General features: G+C 68.8%; 15 protein-coding genes. 11 read left to right on the top strand and 4 right to left on the bottom strand.

The window, feature by feature from the left end:
* Window positions 1–3 precede the first annotated feature (3 nt).
* Window positions 4–2,373 carry a glycosyl hydrolase 2 galactose-binding domain-containing protein gene (locus ACTWQA_RS00240; RefSeq protein ID WP_443157280.1) on the bottom strand — a complete coding sequence of 790 codons (2,370 nt, stop codon included), beginning with the start codon at window positions 2,371–2,373 and terminating at the stop codon, window positions 4–6.
* Between the two features lie 200 nt (window positions 2,374–2,573).
* Between ACTWQA_RS00240 and ACTWQA_RS00235 the strand changes: the two genes are divergently transcribed.
* Genes ACTWQA_RS00235 through ACTWQA_RS00220 form a run of 4 tightly spaced genes read left to right on the top strand, consistent with a single transcriptional unit; the run spans window position 2,574 to window position 6,787 of the window.
* The gene (locus ACTWQA_RS00235; protein ID WP_443157279.1) at window positions 2,574–3,938 is read left to right on the top strand and encodes an ABC transporter substrate-binding protein; all 1,365 of its coding nucleotides are present in this window, start codon (window positions 2,574–2,576) and stop codon (window positions 3,936–3,938) included.
* Window positions 3,935–4,864, top strand: coding sequence for a carbohydrate ABC transporter permease (locus ACTWQA_RS00230; RefSeq protein WP_443157278.1), 930 nt, complete (start codon window positions 3,935–3,937; stop codon window positions 4,862–4,864). Before ACTWQA_RS00235 ends, ACTWQA_RS00230 begins: the two co-directional genes overlap by 4 nt.
* Window positions 4,861–5,730 carry a carbohydrate ABC transporter permease gene (locus tag ACTWQA_RS00225; protein WP_305920732.1) on the top strand — a complete coding sequence of 290 codons (870 nt, stop codon included), beginning with the start codon at window positions 4,861–4,863 and terminating at the stop codon, window positions 5,728–5,730. The genes ACTWQA_RS00230 and ACTWQA_RS00225 overlap by 4 nt, the downstream gene beginning before the upstream one ends.
* Before the next feature lie 43 nt (window positions 5,731–5,773).
* Complete coding sequence (locus ACTWQA_RS00220) at window positions 5,774–6,787, top strand: LacI family DNA-binding transcriptional regulator (protein WP_443157277.1); 1,014 nt, start codon at window positions 5,774–5,776, stop codon at window positions 6,785–6,787.
* Here ACTWQA_RS00220 and ACTWQA_RS00215 read toward each other — a convergent pair.
* From ACTWQA_RS00215 to ACTWQA_RS00205, 3 genes are read right to left on the bottom strand one after another with little or no spacing between them, the layout of a single operon-like run.
* A complete protein-coding gene (locus ACTWQA_RS00215) occupies window positions 6,780–7,577 on the bottom strand; it encodes an SDR family NAD(P)-dependent oxidoreductase (RefSeq protein ID WP_443157276.1) in 798 nt (265 codons plus the stop codon). The genes ACTWQA_RS00220 and ACTWQA_RS00215 overlap by 8 nt on opposite strands.
* Before the next feature lie 5 nt (window positions 7,578–7,582).
* Window positions 7,583–8,452, bottom strand: a complete 870-nt coding sequence (locus ACTWQA_RS00210; protein ID WP_443157275.1) for a dihydrodipicolinate synthase family protein — start codon at window positions 8,450–8,452, stop codon at window positions 7,583–7,585.
* On the bottom strand, window positions 8,453–9,550 hold the full coding sequence (locus ACTWQA_RS00205; protein ID WP_443157274.1) for a mandelate racemase/muconate lactonizing enzyme family protein: 1,098 nt from the start codon (window positions 9,548–9,550) through the stop codon (window positions 8,453–8,455).
* Window positions 9,551–9,663: 113 nt separating this feature from the next.
* Here ACTWQA_RS00205 and ACTWQA_RS00200 point away from each other — a divergent pair, with 113 nt between their 5' ends.
* The 7 genes from ACTWQA_RS00200 (at window position 9,664) to ACTWQA_RS00170 (ending at window position 16,390) form a co-directional block, all read left to right on the top strand.
* On the top strand, window positions 9,664–10,455 hold the full coding sequence (locus tag ACTWQA_RS00200) for an IclR family transcriptional regulator (protein ID WP_443157273.1): 792 nt from the start codon (window positions 9,664–9,666) through the stop codon (window positions 10,453–10,455).
* Window positions 10,452–11,306 (top strand): carbohydrate ABC transporter permease, encoded by an 855-nt coding sequence (locus ACTWQA_RS00195; RefSeq protein WP_443157272.1) that lies wholly within the window; start codon window positions 10,452–10,454, stop codon window positions 11,304–11,306. Before ACTWQA_RS00200 ends, ACTWQA_RS00195 begins: the two co-directional genes overlap by 4 nt.
* Entirely contained in the window at window positions 11,303–12,196 is an 894-nt protein-coding gene (locus ACTWQA_RS00190) for a carbohydrate ABC transporter permease (protein WP_443157271.1), read from the top strand. The genes ACTWQA_RS00195 and ACTWQA_RS00190 overlap by 4 nt, the downstream gene beginning before the upstream one ends.
* A 21-nt stretch (window positions 12,197–12,217) precedes the next feature.
* Window positions 12,218–13,507, top strand: a complete 1,290-nt coding sequence (locus tag ACTWQA_RS00185; RefSeq protein WP_443157270.1) for an ABC transporter substrate-binding protein — start codon at window positions 12,218–12,220, stop codon at window positions 13,505–13,507.
* Between the two features lie 91 nt (window positions 13,508–13,598).
* Complete coding sequence (locus ACTWQA_RS00180) at window positions 13,599–14,765, top strand: family 16 glycosylhydrolase (protein ID WP_443157269.1); 1,167 nt, start codon at window positions 13,599–13,601, stop codon at window positions 14,763–14,765.
* A gap of 284 nt (window positions 14,766–15,049) precedes the next feature.
* Window positions 15,050–15,571, top strand: a complete 522-nt coding sequence (locus ACTWQA_RS00175) for a GNAT family N-acetyltransferase (protein ID WP_443157268.1) — start codon at window positions 15,050–15,052, stop codon at window positions 15,569–15,571.
* Window positions 15,572–15,751: 180 nt separating this feature from the next.
* Window positions 15,752–16,390, top strand: a complete 639-nt coding sequence (locus tag ACTWQA_RS00170; protein ID WP_443157267.1) for a hypothetical protein — start codon at window positions 15,752–15,754, stop codon at window positions 16,388–16,390.
* Window positions 16,391–16,512: the final 122 nt, after the last annotated feature.

Here is a 16,512-nt window from a genome sequence, read left to right as displayed (position 1 = left end):
GTCCTACCTCAGGTCGTTCACGCAACGCAGTACGGGAGCCGAGGTCAGCGCGGCGGGGTCGAGATCCCGGGAACCGCGCACGTGGAAGACGGCCCGCTCCCCGGGCAGCAACGTGATCAGCAGATCGTCCACGGTCGCGTCCGGATCGAGCCGGTCGGGAAAGAGCGCCAGGTCGCGCAGGATCGTCCGGGCCGTGACCGTGACGAGGTGGCCGTCCGTCACCGGCCGCACCTCCGCCTCGAACGCGGCCGGCGGGAACGCGATCGCCGTGTCCTCGGCGAAGAAGTGCACGTTCCGCGCCTCCCCGAGAACGGCCACCAGCACCTCGGACTCCGGCTCGGCCGGGACGGGCAGCGGGATCCGCGCCAGGCCGCGCGGCGGCACCCGGACCGGGACGAACTCCTTGGCCAGCGGCTCGCCGGACAGACTGTGGCGGACCAGCTCCAGCTCGCCCGACCACGGGCCGGGACTGTCGTTGATCACGACGACGTCGCCGTCCTGGACGGTCAGCAGGCGGTCGGCGTACGCACGGCGCAGGGCGTACCACGCGGGCTTGCGGCGGCCCTCGCCGTCGACGACGGACCAGGAGGTGACCGGCCAGCAGTCGTTGAGCTGCCAGACGATCGCCCCCATGCAGGACGGCATGAGCGCGCGGAACCGCTCGATCCCGAAGGCCACCGCACGGGCCTGGTTGAGCTGGGTGAGGTAGTGCCAGTCGTCGAAGGAGCGCGGCCGAGGCAGGTGATCTCCCAGTCCGCGCAGCAGCTTGGCGTCACCGTCCGCCGCCTTCTGGTGGGAGACCGGCGGATCCTGGGAGCTGCCGCGGCGCAGGGTCGCGTGGGTGGGCGGGCCCTGGAAGCCGAACTCGGCCACGAAGCGGGGCCGCCAGCCGGCGTAGTGGAGGTAGTCCCGCTCGTTCCACACGTCCCAGATGTGCACGGTCCCGTGCTCGGGCGCGTTGGGATGGCGGCCCGGGTCGCCGGAGTACGGCGTGCCGGGCCAGTAGGGGCGGGTCGGGTCCAGCTCGGCGACGATGCCCGGCAGCACGTCCAGGTAGTAGGCCGCGCCCCAGGTGCGGCCCTCGAGCCGCTCCTCCCAGCCCCAGTCGGCGTAGCCCAGGAAGTTCTCGTTGTTGCCGATCCACAACGCCAGGCTCGGGTGCGGGGCCAGGCGCACCACCTGCTCGCATGCCTCGGCCGCCACCTCCGAGGAGAGCGGCTCCTCCTCCGGGTAGGCGGCGCAGGCGAACGGGAAATCCTGGAAGACCAGGAGGCCGAGCTCGTCGGCCAGGTCGTAGAAGTCGTCGCTCTCGTAGAGGCCGCCGCCCCACACCCGTAATAGGTTCACGTTGGCCTCGCACGCCTGGGCGAACCGCTCGGCCAGCTGATCGTGGGTGGTCCTCGTGGGGAAGCAGTCGTCGGGTATCCAGTTGGCGCCGCGTACGAAGACCGGCTCGTCGTTGACGACGAGGGTGAAGGCCGATCCCTCCGCGTCCGGTGAGGTGTCCAGCCGGATCGAGCGGAAGCCCACCTGGCGCGTCCAGGTCTCCCCGGTCTGCTCCAGCGTCACGGTGAGCGGATACCGGGCCTGTGCGCCGTAGCCGCGCGGCCACCACAGGCCCGGTTCCCGTACCCGCAGTTCCAGCACGGCTTCGTGCTCACCCGCCGCCAGCGACGCGGCCGCGACCGTACCGGCCACCGCGGCGGTCACCGTGAGGGGGACGTCGGCGGCCCGCTCCACCGCCACGTGGACCCGGACCAGCCCGTCGCGCCCGTCAAGGGTGATCTCGGGGCGGACCTCGGCGAGCCTCGCGATCCTCCACGTGTGCAGGCCGACAGGCCGCCAGATGCCGGCGGTGACGAGGGCGGGACCCCAATCCCAGCCGAAGTTGCAGGCCATCTTGCGGATGAACTGGTAGGGCGCCGGATAGGGCCCAGGGCGGTCGCCGACCGTGGCGCGCTGCCGCTCGGCGTGGTCATAGGGCGACTCGAAGTCGACGGCCAGCGTGTTGCCGCCCGTGCGCAGCAGATCGCGCACGGGGAAGCGGTAGGTCCTGTGCATGTTGGCGGTGGAGCCGAGCTCGACGCCGTTGAGCGACACGGTGGCGATCGTGTCGAGCCCCTCGAACACCAGGTCGACCTGGTCGTCGCCGGGCCCGCCGAAGGCGAACTCGGTCTCATACCGCCAGCTCGTGCGGCCGATCCAGGCCTGCCGGTCCTCGTTGTGGTCCAGGTAGGGGTCCTCGATGAGACCGGCGGCGAGCAGGTCGGTGTGCACGCAGCCGGGAACGGTGGCGGGCACGCGCTCGACAGGCGGCTCGGCCGCGACGGCGGTCACAGCCCAGCCGCGGTCCAGCGGGCGGTACACGCTCACATGATCTCCACAGGTCGAAGGATGTAACTTAAGCGCATAAGTAGTCGGACCATATGATCGGGGTGGGATCGCGTCAACCCCCAGTTCAGATGGGCGTCTGCGTTTATGAGGCGCTTCATATCTCTCTATTGACAGCCCTATGCTTGTTAATGCACAGTGACGGCCATGTAAAGAAGGCCCACCCCCTGAACGGAGCTCTCATGCGAGAACGACTGCCGGGCCTGTTCGCCGCCGTGCTCGCCGTTGCCGCGGTCGCCGGCTGCTCGTCCGGCTCCTCATCCGAGCCCACCGCCGGCAAGACGCTGATCACCGTCGCGGATATGCCGCCCACGACCCAACAGAACGTGCGCCAGCAGTTCCTCGACCAGGTGGCGGCGTTCGAGAAGCAGAACCCCGACATCGACATCGAGCCGCGCGAGTCCAAATGGGAGGCCAAGACCTTCGCCGCCCGCCTGGCCGGCGGGCAGCTCGAGACGGTCTTCCAGGTCCCGCTCACCGAGCCGGTCGGCATGGTGAAGCGGCGTCAGGTCGCCGACATCACCGGCGAGGTCGAGAAGCTGCCACACGCGAGCGAGTTCGACAAGCGGGCGCTTGCGCCGGCCACCGACCAGGCCGGACGCATCTACGGCCTGCCCACCAGCGAGTTCGCCCTCGGCCTTGTCTACAACAGGGAGCTGTTCGGCAAGGCGGGGCTGGACGTCGACAAGCCGCCGGCGACGTGGGACGAGGTGCGCGCCGCGGCCAAAGCGATCACGAAGAAGACCGGGGTGCCCGGCTTCGCCGTACCGGCCACCAACAACACCGGAGGCTGGATCTTCACCGCGATGACCTACACCTTCGGCGGCCGCCTCCAGCAGGAGACCGGCGGCAAGGCGGTGGCCACCTTCGACACCGAGCCGGCTCGCGGCGTGCTCGGCCTGCTCAAGGCGATGCGCTGGGAGGACGACTCCATGGGCACCCAGCACCTGCGCAACGCCGCCGACCTCGCCAAGGACTTCGCCGCAGGCAAGGTCGCCATGATGATCGCCACGCCGAGCTCGTACACCGAGTTCGCCACCCAGTTCGGTGGCACGCCCGAGGTGTTCGGCATGGCCGCCCTGCCCTCCGGAGGCACACCCGCCACCCTGCTCGGCGGGAAGGTGGCCGTCGTCAGCCCCAAGGCCACGGCCACCGAGCGTGCCGCGGCGGTGAAGTGGATCGACTTCTTCCACCTCAAGCCGAAGTACGACCCGCAGTTCGCGGGGAGCGTGGCCGCCGCCAAGAGTGCCGACAAGGTGCCCATCGGCTTCCCCTACGTCTCCCTGTACGGCGCGACCGTGGCGAAGCCGGTCATCGAGGCCGAGCGCAAGCACGCCAACGTGCCGGTCGCCAACTTCGAGCCCTACGAGACCGGCGTGGCCGCACAGGAGTTCGTCACCGAGCCGGCCGTCGCGGGCCAGGACACCTACGCCGCGCTGGACACCGCCGTGCAGGCGATCCTGACGCGGCGGGACGCCGACCCGGCCGGTGAGCTGGGCAAGGCGGAGGAGAAGGCCGCCGCCGCGCTCGACAGGGCCCAGCGGTGACGACGCTGCAAACAGCGAGGACGCGGGACCGGACCGCCCCGAGGGCGACCGGTCCCGCGCGCCGTCGTCCCTTCCGGCCGGCGGGCTGGCTGTTCATGCTGCCCATGGTCGCCGTGTTCTTCCTCTTCGCCTGGTGGCCGATCCTGCGCAGCGTGCTGCTCGGCTTCCAGCACACCAATCTGGTCGATCCGCCGGAATGGGCAGGCCTGGACAACTTCGCGGCGCTGCTGGCCGACCCGCTGCTGTGGATCACGGTGCGTAACACGGTCTGGTTCGTGCTGCTGGCGTTGCTCTTCGGCTTCCCGGTGCCGATCGTCCTAGCCGTAGTGATGTCCGAACTGCGCAAGCTCGGCGGTCTGTTCCGGGTGCTGGTGTACCTGCCGGTCGCGGTGCCGCCCGTGGTGGCGGTGCTGATGTGGAAGTGGTTCTACGATCCTGATCACGGCCTGTTCAACCAGGCGCTCGGCGTGCTCGGGCTGGGGCCGTACCCCTGGCTGCAGGACACCGCGACCGCCATGCCGAGCCTGGTGCTCGAAGCCACGTGGGCGGCCGCGGGCTCCACGGTGCTGATCTATCTGGCGGCGCTGTCCTCCGTGCCGGGCGAGCTGTACGAGGCGGCGGAGATCGACGGCGCCTCCATCTGGCGGCGGGTCTGGCATGTCACGCTGCCGCACCTGCGCGGCGTGTTGCTGATCATGTTGCTGCTGCAGATCATCGGCACGTTCCGGATCTTCACCGAGCCGTTCGTGCTGACCGACGGCGGCCCGGAGGACTCCACCGTGACGATCCTGCTGCTGATCTACCGGTACGCGTTCATCTACGGCGACTACGGCACCGCGGCCGCGCTCGGCGTGCTGCTGGCGGTCGCCCTCGGCGTCATCTCCGCCGCCTACCTGCGCCTGACGAGGAAATGGAGCAGCGTATGAGCGACGCCCGCGCCAGAGGCATCGTCTCGGACGTCGACCGACGACGGACGGGAGTGCGCTGGTGGCTGCGGCTGACCCAGGGATTCCTGCTGCTGGCCACGCTGGCGGTCGGCCTGGGTCCGATCCTGTGGACGGCCAAGGGCGCCCTGTCCCCGACTCAGGACCTGCTCCGCGAGCCCCTGCGGCTGTGGCCCTCCTCGCTGCAGCCGGAGAACCTCACGGCGGCGTGGACGGAGCTGCGGGTCGGCCACTACCTGTTCAACACCGTCGTGCTGGTCGGCGGATCCTGGCTGGTGCAGCTGCTGGTGGCCGCCACCGGCGCGTTCGCGCTCTCGGTGCTCAAGCCCCGCTTCGGCCGCCTGGTCTACGGCGCGGTGCTGGCCACGCTGTTCGTTCCCGGGACGGTGTCCCTGGTCGCCCTCTACCTGACCGTTCTCGACCTGTCGCTGGTGGACACCCCATGGGCGGTGTGGCTGCCCGCGGGGGCGCACGCCTTCAACGTGCTGATCATGAAACAGTTCTTCGACGCGCTGCCCAGCGAGCTGTATCAGGCCGCCCAGGTCGACGGGGCGGGCCCGATCCGGCTGTTCTGGCAGATCGTCATGCCGATGTCACGGCCCATCCTGGCCGTGGTGTCGCTGCTCGCCGTGATGGACGCATGGAAGGATTTCTTGTGGCCGATGGTCGCCATCTCCGACGCCGAGAGCCAGCCGCTGGCGGTCGCGCTGCCCCGCCTGGCCGAGACCGCCGAGCAGAACCAGGTGATCGCCGGCATGCTCGTCGCGATCGTCCCGCCGCTCCTGCTGTTCCTGACCTTCCAGCGCCACATCGTCCGCGGCATCGGCTTCACCGGGATCAAGGGGTGAGAGACATGAGCTGTCCCGTACGGCGGACGGGTAGGGTTTGCCCGTGAAGCGGCCCACCATCGCGGACATCGCCCAGCGGGCGGGGGTCTCCCAGGGCGCCGTGTCCTACGCGCTCAACGGGCGGCCCGGCGTGTCGGAGAGCACGCGGGCGCGGGTGCTGAAGGTCGCCAACGAGATGGGATGGCGTCCCAGCGTCGCCGCCCGAGCGCTGACCGGCGCCCGCGCAGGCGTGGTCGGCCTCGTCCTGGCCAGGCCGCCGAGCATTCTCGGCGCCGAGCCGTTCTTCATGGAGCTGTTCAGCGGGATCGAGACGGCGCTGAAGCCGCACGCGTGCGCGCTGATGCTGCAGATGGCCGACGACCAGGACGCCGAGATCGAGGTCTACCGCCGCTGGTGGGCGGAGGGCCGGATCGATGGCGCGATCCTGGTGGAGGTGCACGTCTCCGATCGGCGCCTGCCCGTGCTCGAGCAGCTCGGCATGCCGGCTGTGGTGATCGGCGGGCAACCCGGCGTCGGCTCGCTGCCGTCGGTGCACTCCGACGAGAGCGGGCCCGTACACGAGACCGTCGAATACCTCGCCGCGCTGGGCCACCGCAGGATCGGCCGCGTCGCCGGGCTGCCGCATCTGGTGCACACCACCGTGCGGGACGAGGCGTTCACCGCCGCCTGCGCCCGCCTCGGCCTGCCCGAATGCGTCACCCAGTACACCGACTACACCGGTGAGGAGGGCGGGCGCGCCACCCGCCGCCTGCTCAGCTCTCCCGACCGGCCGACCGCGATCGTCTTCGACAACGACATCATGGCCGTCGCCGGGCTGTCCGTCGCTCAGGAGATGGGCCTGCGCGTGCCCGGCGACCTGTCCCTCGTCGCGTGGGACGACTCGCAGCTGGCGCAGGTCGTGCGCCCGGCGCTCACCGCGGTGCGGCGCGACGTCCCCGCGCTGGGGTCGGCCGCCGCCCGCCACCTGCTGTCCCTCCTCCACGGTGATCCCGTGCCCGACGTCGAGACGGAACCGGCGAGGCTCACCGCACGGGGAAGCACCGGTCCGCTCACCTGACATCCCCGCCCAGTGGATGGAACCTCGCTCGCAGATCGGGCCGCAGGAAGGCGGCGGGGGAGGCGATGGACAGGCCGCCGTCCACCGGGAGGGTCGCTCCGGTGATGAAGGAGGCCGCAGGTGAAGCCAGGAACGCCACCGCGGCCGCCACCTCCTCCGGCGTTCCTGTACGGCACAGCGGATATCCCTCGGCAGCCCTGTCCAGGTCCTCACCGCCGATGAGCCCCGGTGAGACGATGTTGGCCCTGATCCCGCCCGGACCGTACTCCACGGCGATCTGCCTGATCAGCGCGTCGAGCCCGCCCTTCGCCGCGGAGTAAGCCGGAAGCCCGGGTGCGTGCAGGAACGAGTTCACCGACCCCACCGCGACGATCGCGCCGCCGTCCGTCATGTACGGCACAGCCGCGCGGCACAGGTGAAACGCCGCGTCCAGCGTCGAGCCGATCGCCTTGCGCCACTGCTCGTCGGATGTCGCCGCCACGGAGGCCACCGGCATCGCCGCCGTCGCCGCCACCAGCACATCCAGCCTGCCCAGCACCTCCATGGCGGCCGTGACCAGCGTGTCGACCTGGCCGGGATCCGAGCAGTCGGCCGTCAGGAAGCCGGTGAAGGCGGCGTCGTCACAGGGCTGGAGCCCGACGCCGAAGACCTGATCGCCCTCGTCCGCGAAGGCACGCGCGATGGCCAGGCCGATGGGCGAGTTGCCCCCGGCGACCAGCACCCCGCGGCCTCGCCTGGGCCCCGGCGTCAGCCGAGCACCCGCACCCGGCTGATCGTCGGCATGGGGCATGCCGCTCACCATCCCAGCACGCCCAGGATGCGGTCGAGCGCCTCGCGGCTGTCCGCATCCAGCGGCTTGGCGGGCAGGCGGACGGTGGCGGCGTCGATGAGGCCGCGGCGGACCAGCACCTCCTTGTGCACCGCCCAGGCGATGCCCGGCTGCATGCCGAAGCGGATCAGCGGGAGCAGCCGGGTGAAGGACACCGCGGCGTCGTGGGAGCGCCAGTCCTGGAGGATGGGGGCGAGAAGATCGGTGAACTCGCAGGCCGGCATGGTGCCGATCGCGCCGCGCGCGTACTCCTCCAAACAGAACAGCGCGTTCTGGCCGCCGAATACCGCGAAGGCCGAGGCGACCTTGGCCGCCACGGCGCCCACCTTGGGGGCCGTCGGCGGGGCTTCCACCTTGACCGAGGTGACCCCGTCCAGCTTGCTCAGCTCCACGATCAGCGACTCCGGCATGCTCACGCCGGTGGCGCCAGGAGCGTCCTGGACCATGATGTCCACCTGGCACCGGGCGGCGAGCTCCCCGTAGAAGTCGATGAGCTGCCCGCCGGACGGCTTGACCAGGTAGGGCGGCAGCACCATCAAGGCGTCGGCCCCGCCGTCCACCGCGGCCAGGGCCTGCTCCAGTGCCGTGGCCGTGCTGGTGGAGCCGACGCCGGCCACCACTGGAGCGTCCCGCACCGCCGCGCGCACCTCGCGGAGGATGCGCGCCCGTTCCGCGGCGGTCAGGGCGAAGCCCTCGCTGGCCATGCCGAACACGGCGACGCCGTCGGCGCCCGCCGAGAGCTGCCATTCGGCCAGCCGCCGCAGGCTCGGCACATCGAGCTCACCCTCCTGGGTGAACGGCGTGGCCAAGATCGGTATAAGTCCAGACAAGGTCACTTATGACTCCTTCGCGAGAGCGGTAACGACGTCACGATCGACCTCCACGCCGAGACCCGGTCCAGCCGGAAACGGGAATCCAGTTGCATCACCTGCAAGTGGGTTCCGCAGAATCTGGGACGCCACCTCACAGGTGGTCGGCTGGTATTCGAAGAACGCCAGATTCGGCAGCGCCGCGCTGACCTGCAGGCCCGCGGCCAGCGCCACTCCCAGCCCGGTGGAGTGGTGTGGCGCGACCGGCACATGGTGCGCGGCGGCCAGCTCGCCGATCGCCATGAGCTCGGTGATGCCGGTCCTGCCGACATCCGGCTGTGCCAGCTGCAGCGCCCGCCGCCCCAGCCAGCCGGCGAACTCGTATCGGTTGCGCAGGCTCTCGCCCACCGCGACGGGCAGCTCGGCACGCGCGCACAGGTCACGATGCCCTTCGACGTCCTCCGGCACCAGCGGGGCCTCCAGGAACAGGGCGCGCCGCTCGGCCAGGCCACGCGCCAGTCGCACGGCCTCGGGCAGCGAATAGGCCCAGTGCGCATCGACGGCGACGTCGAGGCCCGTGGAAAGCACGGCCTCCACAGTGGCCAGGTCCTTGTCCACGCCGTAGCCGAGGTGCAGTTTCACCCTCGTCGCGCCTTTCGCCGCCCACTCCTGGGCGAGCTGGACGCGCTCGGCATCGCTCGGCCGCGGCAGGCCGCTGACGTAGACGGGAACCACCTCACGGAACGCCCCGCCCAGCAACTGCGCCACGGACAGGCCGGTCAGCCGGCCGCACAGATCCCACAGGGCGATGTCGACAGCGGCCAGGGCGTCGGCCTGATGCCCCGTGAGGTGCCCGCGCTCGCGCATCAGCCCGGTCAGCCGCTGCCACAGCGGCCGCACCCGCGTGGGATCCTCGCCGATCAGGACCGGCGCCAGCAGCCGCTCCACGACGGCGGCGGGGATCTCGGGGCCCACCGGGGCCAGCGCCTCGCCCCACCCCGTGGTGCCGTCGGCGCAGGTCACGGCCACCAGCAGGGTCTCGAAGCGGGCCGAATAGAGCGACTTCCACGGCGGCCGCACGAAGTAGCGGTCTTCGACGGCGGGGGTGCCCAGGTACGCGTCCACATGGCGGATCTTTATCGGAAAGCAACGCACTTCCGTGATGGACGGGGGTTGACTCCCTTGCAACATGTGCGTAACCATCCCACATATCGCAAATCAATTGCAATGGAGCTAGGTTGGCTTCCGAACAGAGCAGCAATCAGAGCGTTGAGCGGGCCGCCGCGGTCCTGCGAGCGTTCCTGTCCGGCCGGCCCGAGCTGCGGGTGTCGGACGTCGCCAAGGCGACCGGGCTCGGCACCTCCACCGCCTCTCGGCTGCTGGCCACGCTCGAGTCGCTGGAGTTCGTCGAGCGCGACGAGCTCAGCGGGCTCTACCGGCTCGGCACCGCGCCCATCACCCTCGGCGGCGTCGCGCTGAACCAGCACCCGGTCCACCGTGAAGCGCGCCAGGTGGCGCAGGACCTGGCCGCCACGCTCGGCCTGGGGGTGAACGTGGCGATCCGCCGCGGCGACTCGATGTTCTATCTGCTGAACTTCGAGGGGCGGCTGGCGCCGCGGTCGTTCGTGCTGACCGGGCAGCGCAAGCCGCTGTACGCCACCGGCATCGGCAAGTGCCTGCTGCTGGCGTTGACGCCTGAGGAGCGCAGGACGCTGCTGCCGTCGATGTACGGCTTCACCTCCCACACGATCACCACGCATCACAGGCTGGACGAGGAGCTGGCCGCGTGCGCGGCGCGGGGCTACGCGACCGAGGTGGAGGAGCTCGCCTTCGGGCGGGCCTGCGTGGCGGCGCCGATCAGGGACCAGACGGGGGAGATCGCCGCGGCCATCTCCATCTCGGGCCCGCTGTCCGCCATAGACCTGCCGGCTCGGGAGGCGGAACTCGCCCGGACGGTGATCGAGACGGCCGACTCGGTCAGCATCGCGCTGGGATACGTGGGGCCGATGCACCTGGCGGGCACGCGATGAGACGGTTATCCGATGCCCAGTTCGCCTGGCTGCTCATGCTGCCCGGGCTGGCGCTGTTCGGCGCGATCATCGCGTATCCGCTGGTGTCGGCGCTGGTGACGGGACTCTTCGAGCAGAGCCTGGTGCGTCCGGGCCGGCTGTTCGTGGGCCTGGCCAACTTCGCCGACGTGCTGGGCGGGGACTTCTGGCCGGTGTTCAGAAACACCATGATCTTCACGTTGGGGGCCACCGTCGCTCCCTTCGTGCTGGGTTACGCGCTGGCCCTGGCGTTGAACGCGGGCATTCGCGGGAGCGGCTTCCTGCGCGGGCTCTTCCTCTTCCCCTGGGTCATCCCCGGTGTGGTGGTGTCGTTCCTCTGGCTCTGGATCTTCAATGCGAACTATGGGGTGCTGAACGGCATCCTCGGCACGCGCTTCAGCTGGCTCGGGGATCCGGACACGGCCATGCTGGCCGTCATCGTCACCAAGACCTGGGCCAGCTTCCCCTGGATGATGATCATGCTGCTGGCCGGGCTGCAGACCATGCCGAAGGAACTGCACGAGGCGGCCTCCGTGGACGGCGCCGGCACGATCCGCCGCTTCTGGTCGGTGACCGTGCCCCATATGAAGGGCATCGCCGGAATCGTGTTCCTGCTGGAGTTCATCTGGAACTTCCAGCACTTCGACACCATCTATGTGCTGACCGGCGGCGGCCCGGCGGGCGCCACCAAGACCTTCGCGGTGGCCGTCTACGACACCGCCTTCAAGGGCTTCGACCTCGGCCACGCCAGCGCCCTGGGCGGGCTCTGGATGCTCCTGCTCCTCATCCTCGTGGCCATCTACCTGCGCCGTGAGAAGGAGGACGCCCGATGACCGTCACCGCCACCCGGTCCCGTACGACGACCCTCGCCCGGCCCGTCCGGGCCCGGCGGCGGCCTGACGTGGTCAGATCAAGGGCGGCGGCCTGGGTCGCCGTGGGGCTCATCGGGCTCTTCGGGCTGGCGCCGATCTACTGGCTGGTCGTCACGGCCCTCACGCCCGACGAGACGGCGTTCAGCTTCCCGCCGTCCTTGATCCCGACCGAGGTCACACTCGAGCATTTCGTGAACCTGGCGAAGAACGAGCAGCTGTTCGGCTACCTGATCAACAGCGTCATCGTCTCGATGATCACCGCGGTCCTGAGCGTGATCGTCTCCGCCTACATGGCCTACGCGTTCTCCAAGTTCCGATACCGGGGACGCACCTCGCTGATGCACCTGGTGCTGGCCTCACAGATGTTCCCGCAGGCGTTGCTGCTGATCACGCTCTACGCGGTGTTCAGCGCCACCGGCCTGCTGGGCTCCTACGCCGCGCTGGTCCTCAGCTTCACCACGTTCACGCTCCCGCTGTGCGTGTGGATGCTCAAGGGCATCTTCGACACCGTCCCCAGCTCCCTCATGGAGGCGGCCGCCATCGACGGCGCCTCACGCTGGAGAACCCTGCACCAGGTCGCACTCCCCTTGGCCGCCCCCGGTCTCGTCGCCGCCGGCCTGTTCGCCTTCGTCAGGGCCTGGAACGACTTCATCTTCGCCCTCACCCTCGCCGACCCCGAGCGGCAGACCTTGCCGCCCGGGCTGGTGCACACCTATCTCGGGGAGTTCCAAACCGCCTGGCCAGACCTGATGGCCGCGTCTTTCGTCGTCTCGCTCCCGGTCATCGCCGCGTTCATGTTCCTGCAGCGATACCTGGTCGGCGGGCTGACGGCCGGCGCCGTCAAGGGCTGACCCTCTTCAGAGGAGAAACCGATGCCCCCCATGAACCGCAGGGACGCCCTGCGCCTCCTCGGCCTGTCCACGCTGGGCGTCACGGCCCTGTCCGCCTGCGCCCCCGACGCCACCGGAGGCGGCGCGGCGCGGTCTTCGGGTGACGCCGCCGCCAAGACCTTCGGCTTCACCTCCTGGTCGCTGAACGAGGAAGCGCAGAAGGCGGCCGTGCAGGCGATCGTGGACGCCTACGCCTCAGCCGGCAAAGTCACGATCAACACGGCCTCGTTCCCGTACAACGAGTATCTGAACCAGGTCACCCTGAAGATCAGGGGTGGCCAGCTCAGCGGCGCCGTACAGCTCGACGTCGCCTGGCTGGCGGCGATGGCCTCGCTGGGCAAGCTGCGCGACCTGTCGCCGCAGGCCGCGCAGGGCGGCTACACCGAGGTGGCCCTGTCCAGCGGGCAGTACGGCGGCAAGCAACTGGGCCTGCCGTGGACCACCGGCTCCATCGGCCTGATCGCCAACACCGAGATCCTGCAGAAGGCCGGCGTGTCCGAGCTGCCTGCCACGACCGAGGAGTTCGAGGCGGCGCTGACCAAGGTGGCCAAGCTCGGCGACGGCATCGTGCCCTATGCGGCGGCCACCAAGGCGGCGCAGCTGAAGGACATCCTGCCGTGGATGAAGACCTTCGGCAGCCCTCTGCTGGACGGCGAACAGATCACCGTCGGCGACGACGCGTCGGTGGCGGCCGTCGAGTGGTACAAGCAGCTGTACGACGCCAAGCTCATCGCACCCGACGTGGACCGCTTCGACGCCCGCGCGCTGTTCGCCCAGGGCAAGGCCGCCTTCTACGACGATGCGATCATCGCCCGGGGTGTGGTGGCCGGCCAGTCGCCGGACAAGTCGCTGACCGAGAAGATGAAGCCGCTCCCACGCCCGGTGCTCGACGCCGGCGGCACACCGCAGGCGCTGCTGTGGGGCCACGTGATCGTGGTCGTGGAGGGTGAGGGCGCCGAGGCCGCGGCCGACTTCGCGAAGTTCGCCACGTCCGACACCGCCACCGTCGCCGGCTTCTTCGAGAAGGTGAAGCTGCCGCCGACCACCACCGCCGGCCTGGCCGACCCCAAGGTGGCCGGCGACGCCTTCACCGCCGAGTGGACCGAGAAGATCACCAAGACCGCCACGCCGAACCCGTTCTGGCGCTACGCCGGATATGGCCAGATCGAAACGGCCATCGCTGAGCAGGTGCAGGCCGTGCTCGTGGGCCAGGCATCGGCCAAGGACGCGCTGGCCAAGGCGGCCGAGACCGCCAAGGGCCTGCAGAAATAAGAGAGCCGCCCGGCAGCGGACACGCGCGGAACCGCCATTCCCGCGTCTCCACCGGGCGGACTCCCGTACACCATGTGAGAGGTGTGTTCTTATGTTCGCACGCATACTGCTCGTTCTCGGATTAACGCTGCTCGCCGTACAGATCCCGGCGGCCGCACAGGCAGCCGCGCCGGCCGGCTACACGCTGGTGTGGTCGGATGAGTTCAACGGCACGTCCGTCGACACCAGCAAGTGGAACTACCGCACCGACGTGAAGGGCTGGAGCGCCCAGCGGCCCGAAAACGTCACCCTCGGCAACGGACTCATGACCATCCACCTCAAGGAAGAGCCTGTGCCCTATAACGGCATGGCCTACTCGGGTGGCGGTCTCGTCAGCAAGAAGGCCTTCCGCTACGGCTACTACGAGACCCGGGCCAAGACCAATGTCGGTTCCGGCTGGCACACGTCGTTCTGGGCCATGGCCGGTGACGGGAGCAATACCTTCCACTCCGGGCGGCGTACCGAGATCGACGGGTTCGAGATGGACTCCCACCTGCCGGGACGCCTGACCCACAACGTGCACGGCTGGAAGCCGGACGGCACCAAGACGACCGTCAGCAGCGGGCACTACACCACCGGGTTCGACACCTCGGCCGCGTTCCACACCTACGGCTTCGAGTGGGCCGAGACCCAGGTGAAGTTCTACGTCGACGGGGTGCTGAAGTACACCGGGAACTACTCACCGACCTGCTGCACCCAGCATGACTTCATCAACGTCTGGCTGACCACCATCGCGATCAACCTGCAGAACAGCCCAGGTGTCGACACGTCGGCGCTGCCAGGCCAGGTGCAGTTCGACTACTTCCGCTACTACCAGCGCGATGGCTACACCGACAACGAGGGCCCCACGGCCTACCGCTACGCCGAGACCGGCACCTGGACGACCAGCAGCATCCGCGGCCACACGCTGGAGAACACCTCGCGCTACAGCAACGAGCCGGCCGCGTCCGCCACCTGGGGCGCGTGGCTGCCTGCCGCCGGCACCTACGACGTCTACATCTACAAGATCGTGTATCCCGGCAGCGACACCGGCTCCAGGATCGACGTCACCCACAGCGGCGGCACCTCGACACAGTCCCTGGACTACACGGCCGGAAGCACAGGCTGGGTCAAGCTCGGCACCTGGTCGTTCGGGGCGGGGGAGAGCGGCTCGGTCAAGCTCACCCGGAGCAACGGCAACGCCCGAGCGGACGCTGTGAAGTTCGTGCGCGTGTCCTGACCCGTTAGTGCCGTGCGCCTCCACGGAGGAAGACGGCCGCCTGGCCGAGGACGTCGAACAACAACCGGCGTCCGGGTGGTGACCCTCAACGGGGCCGGCCTGGACGCCGGGGGGCGGCCGCCGTGGCACGACCTGTCCGACTCTGGCGGGTGCCCGGCAGTAATGGTCCAGGCCATCCTCGTCCTGCAGTCTGTCGAAGACGGCTGCTACTCAGGATCAAGAGGGCTCCCTGAATCGCCTGTGCGAAGATCTACCACGACGAGGCCGGGAGGGAGACTGCGACCATGCCGGAAAAACCAAGTGACGGCGAGGCTGCGAGCAAGAGGACGGGCGTGCTGGTCAGGGCCGCACGGGCGGACGAGGCGGAGCTCCTGAGCAAGCTGACGTTCCGATCCAAGGCTTACTGGGGCTATGACAAGACGTTCATGGCGGCCTGCCGGGAAGAGCTCACCGTCTTGGCGTCGCAGGTCGAGGCCCGGCGGGCAATGGTGGCCGACCAGGACGGCCGGGTCCTGGGGTTCGTCACCGTGGAAGGGGATCCGCCGGAAGGAGAGCTGGGCATGCTCTTCGTCGAACCGGACGCCATCGGGCAAGGCATCGGCCGCCTGCTGTTCGAGCACGCGGTTGCCGGCGCGCGTGGGCTCGGGTTCGCGCGCCTGGTAATCGAGGCGGATCCGCATGCCGAGCCGTTCTACCTGGCGATGGGTGCCACTCGGATCGGCATGACCCCGTCCGGTTCTATCCCCGGGCGGAGCCTCCCACTGCTGGCGGTCGCCGTATCAGAGCACGCGATCCCCGTCCGCTGAGTTCTTCCTGGTCAAGCGTCAACGGCGACGGTCGCCGTTCTCGCGGGCCAGCGGGCGGTCAACCGCTCGCACGCTTGCAGACGCTCCTGCGGCGAACGCGCCATCATCGTGCTTCAAGCCCTCGAAGAAGGCCGCTTTTCAGGATGAAAAAGGCTCAGTCGTGCGCGAGATAGGGGCGTCTTGAACGAGGATTTGATCGCAAGGCTAATGTCGGACTTCGGTATGAGATTCCTTGGTCTTAGGCGTGAGACGGGAATTCCTGCCTTTATTGCCGGAATGGTGACTTCATGTGGCCGAGATGAGGGACGATGCGATCGGACTGTTAAACTTAGTGACCCTGATCGCATCGCGAAGTTCAATGTCGACTGGTACGAAATGGCTACTGAGCTCGGCCTCCTCACTGAGGATCGCCGGTTTCTAGTCTCGCTTAGCCCTGCTATTGATCCGGTCTTCGACCAAGCTCGCGAACAAGCCACCAATTGGGAGGATCCCATGTGGTGGGAATCCGTATGGGGTTTGGTGGAGCTGCTAGGTGACTGGGACTTTGCAGGAGCTGGGGCGGCAGCTGGTATTCTCGGATCTGGATACGGTCATCCGGGATTTGTTATGTCTGCCATAGATGGATCAGTTTTCGTTGTGGGAACAGTATGGCAGGACAGCATTGGAATAGCAGCCATGCCCGAGCCTTACTGCTCACCGACGCTTCGAGAGCTCGCCCGCAGGAATATGGGCTCACGGACAGTAGCTGAGAACAACGACATGGCGGCATTTCTTGTTCGAGGAGAGGACTGCATCTCGCCGCTCGACCATCAGAATTGAGCGCTATAACTCTTTCGGGCTGTTTATCGGTGGGAAGTGAACGAAGCGATGGCCCACCAATCTCGATTCTTCACCTGGCTGGGTTGTGTGAGTGGCTCCGTGGTCTGCCCGTAATCTCCTCC

Origin of the sequence: Nonomuraea sp. 10N515B (genome assembly GCF_052245915.1) — a bacterium.
GTDB lineage: Bacteria > Actinomycetota > Actinomycetes > Streptosporangiales > Streptosporangiaceae > Nonomuraea.
This window is presented reverse-complemented; position numbering and strand designations above follow the sequence as displayed.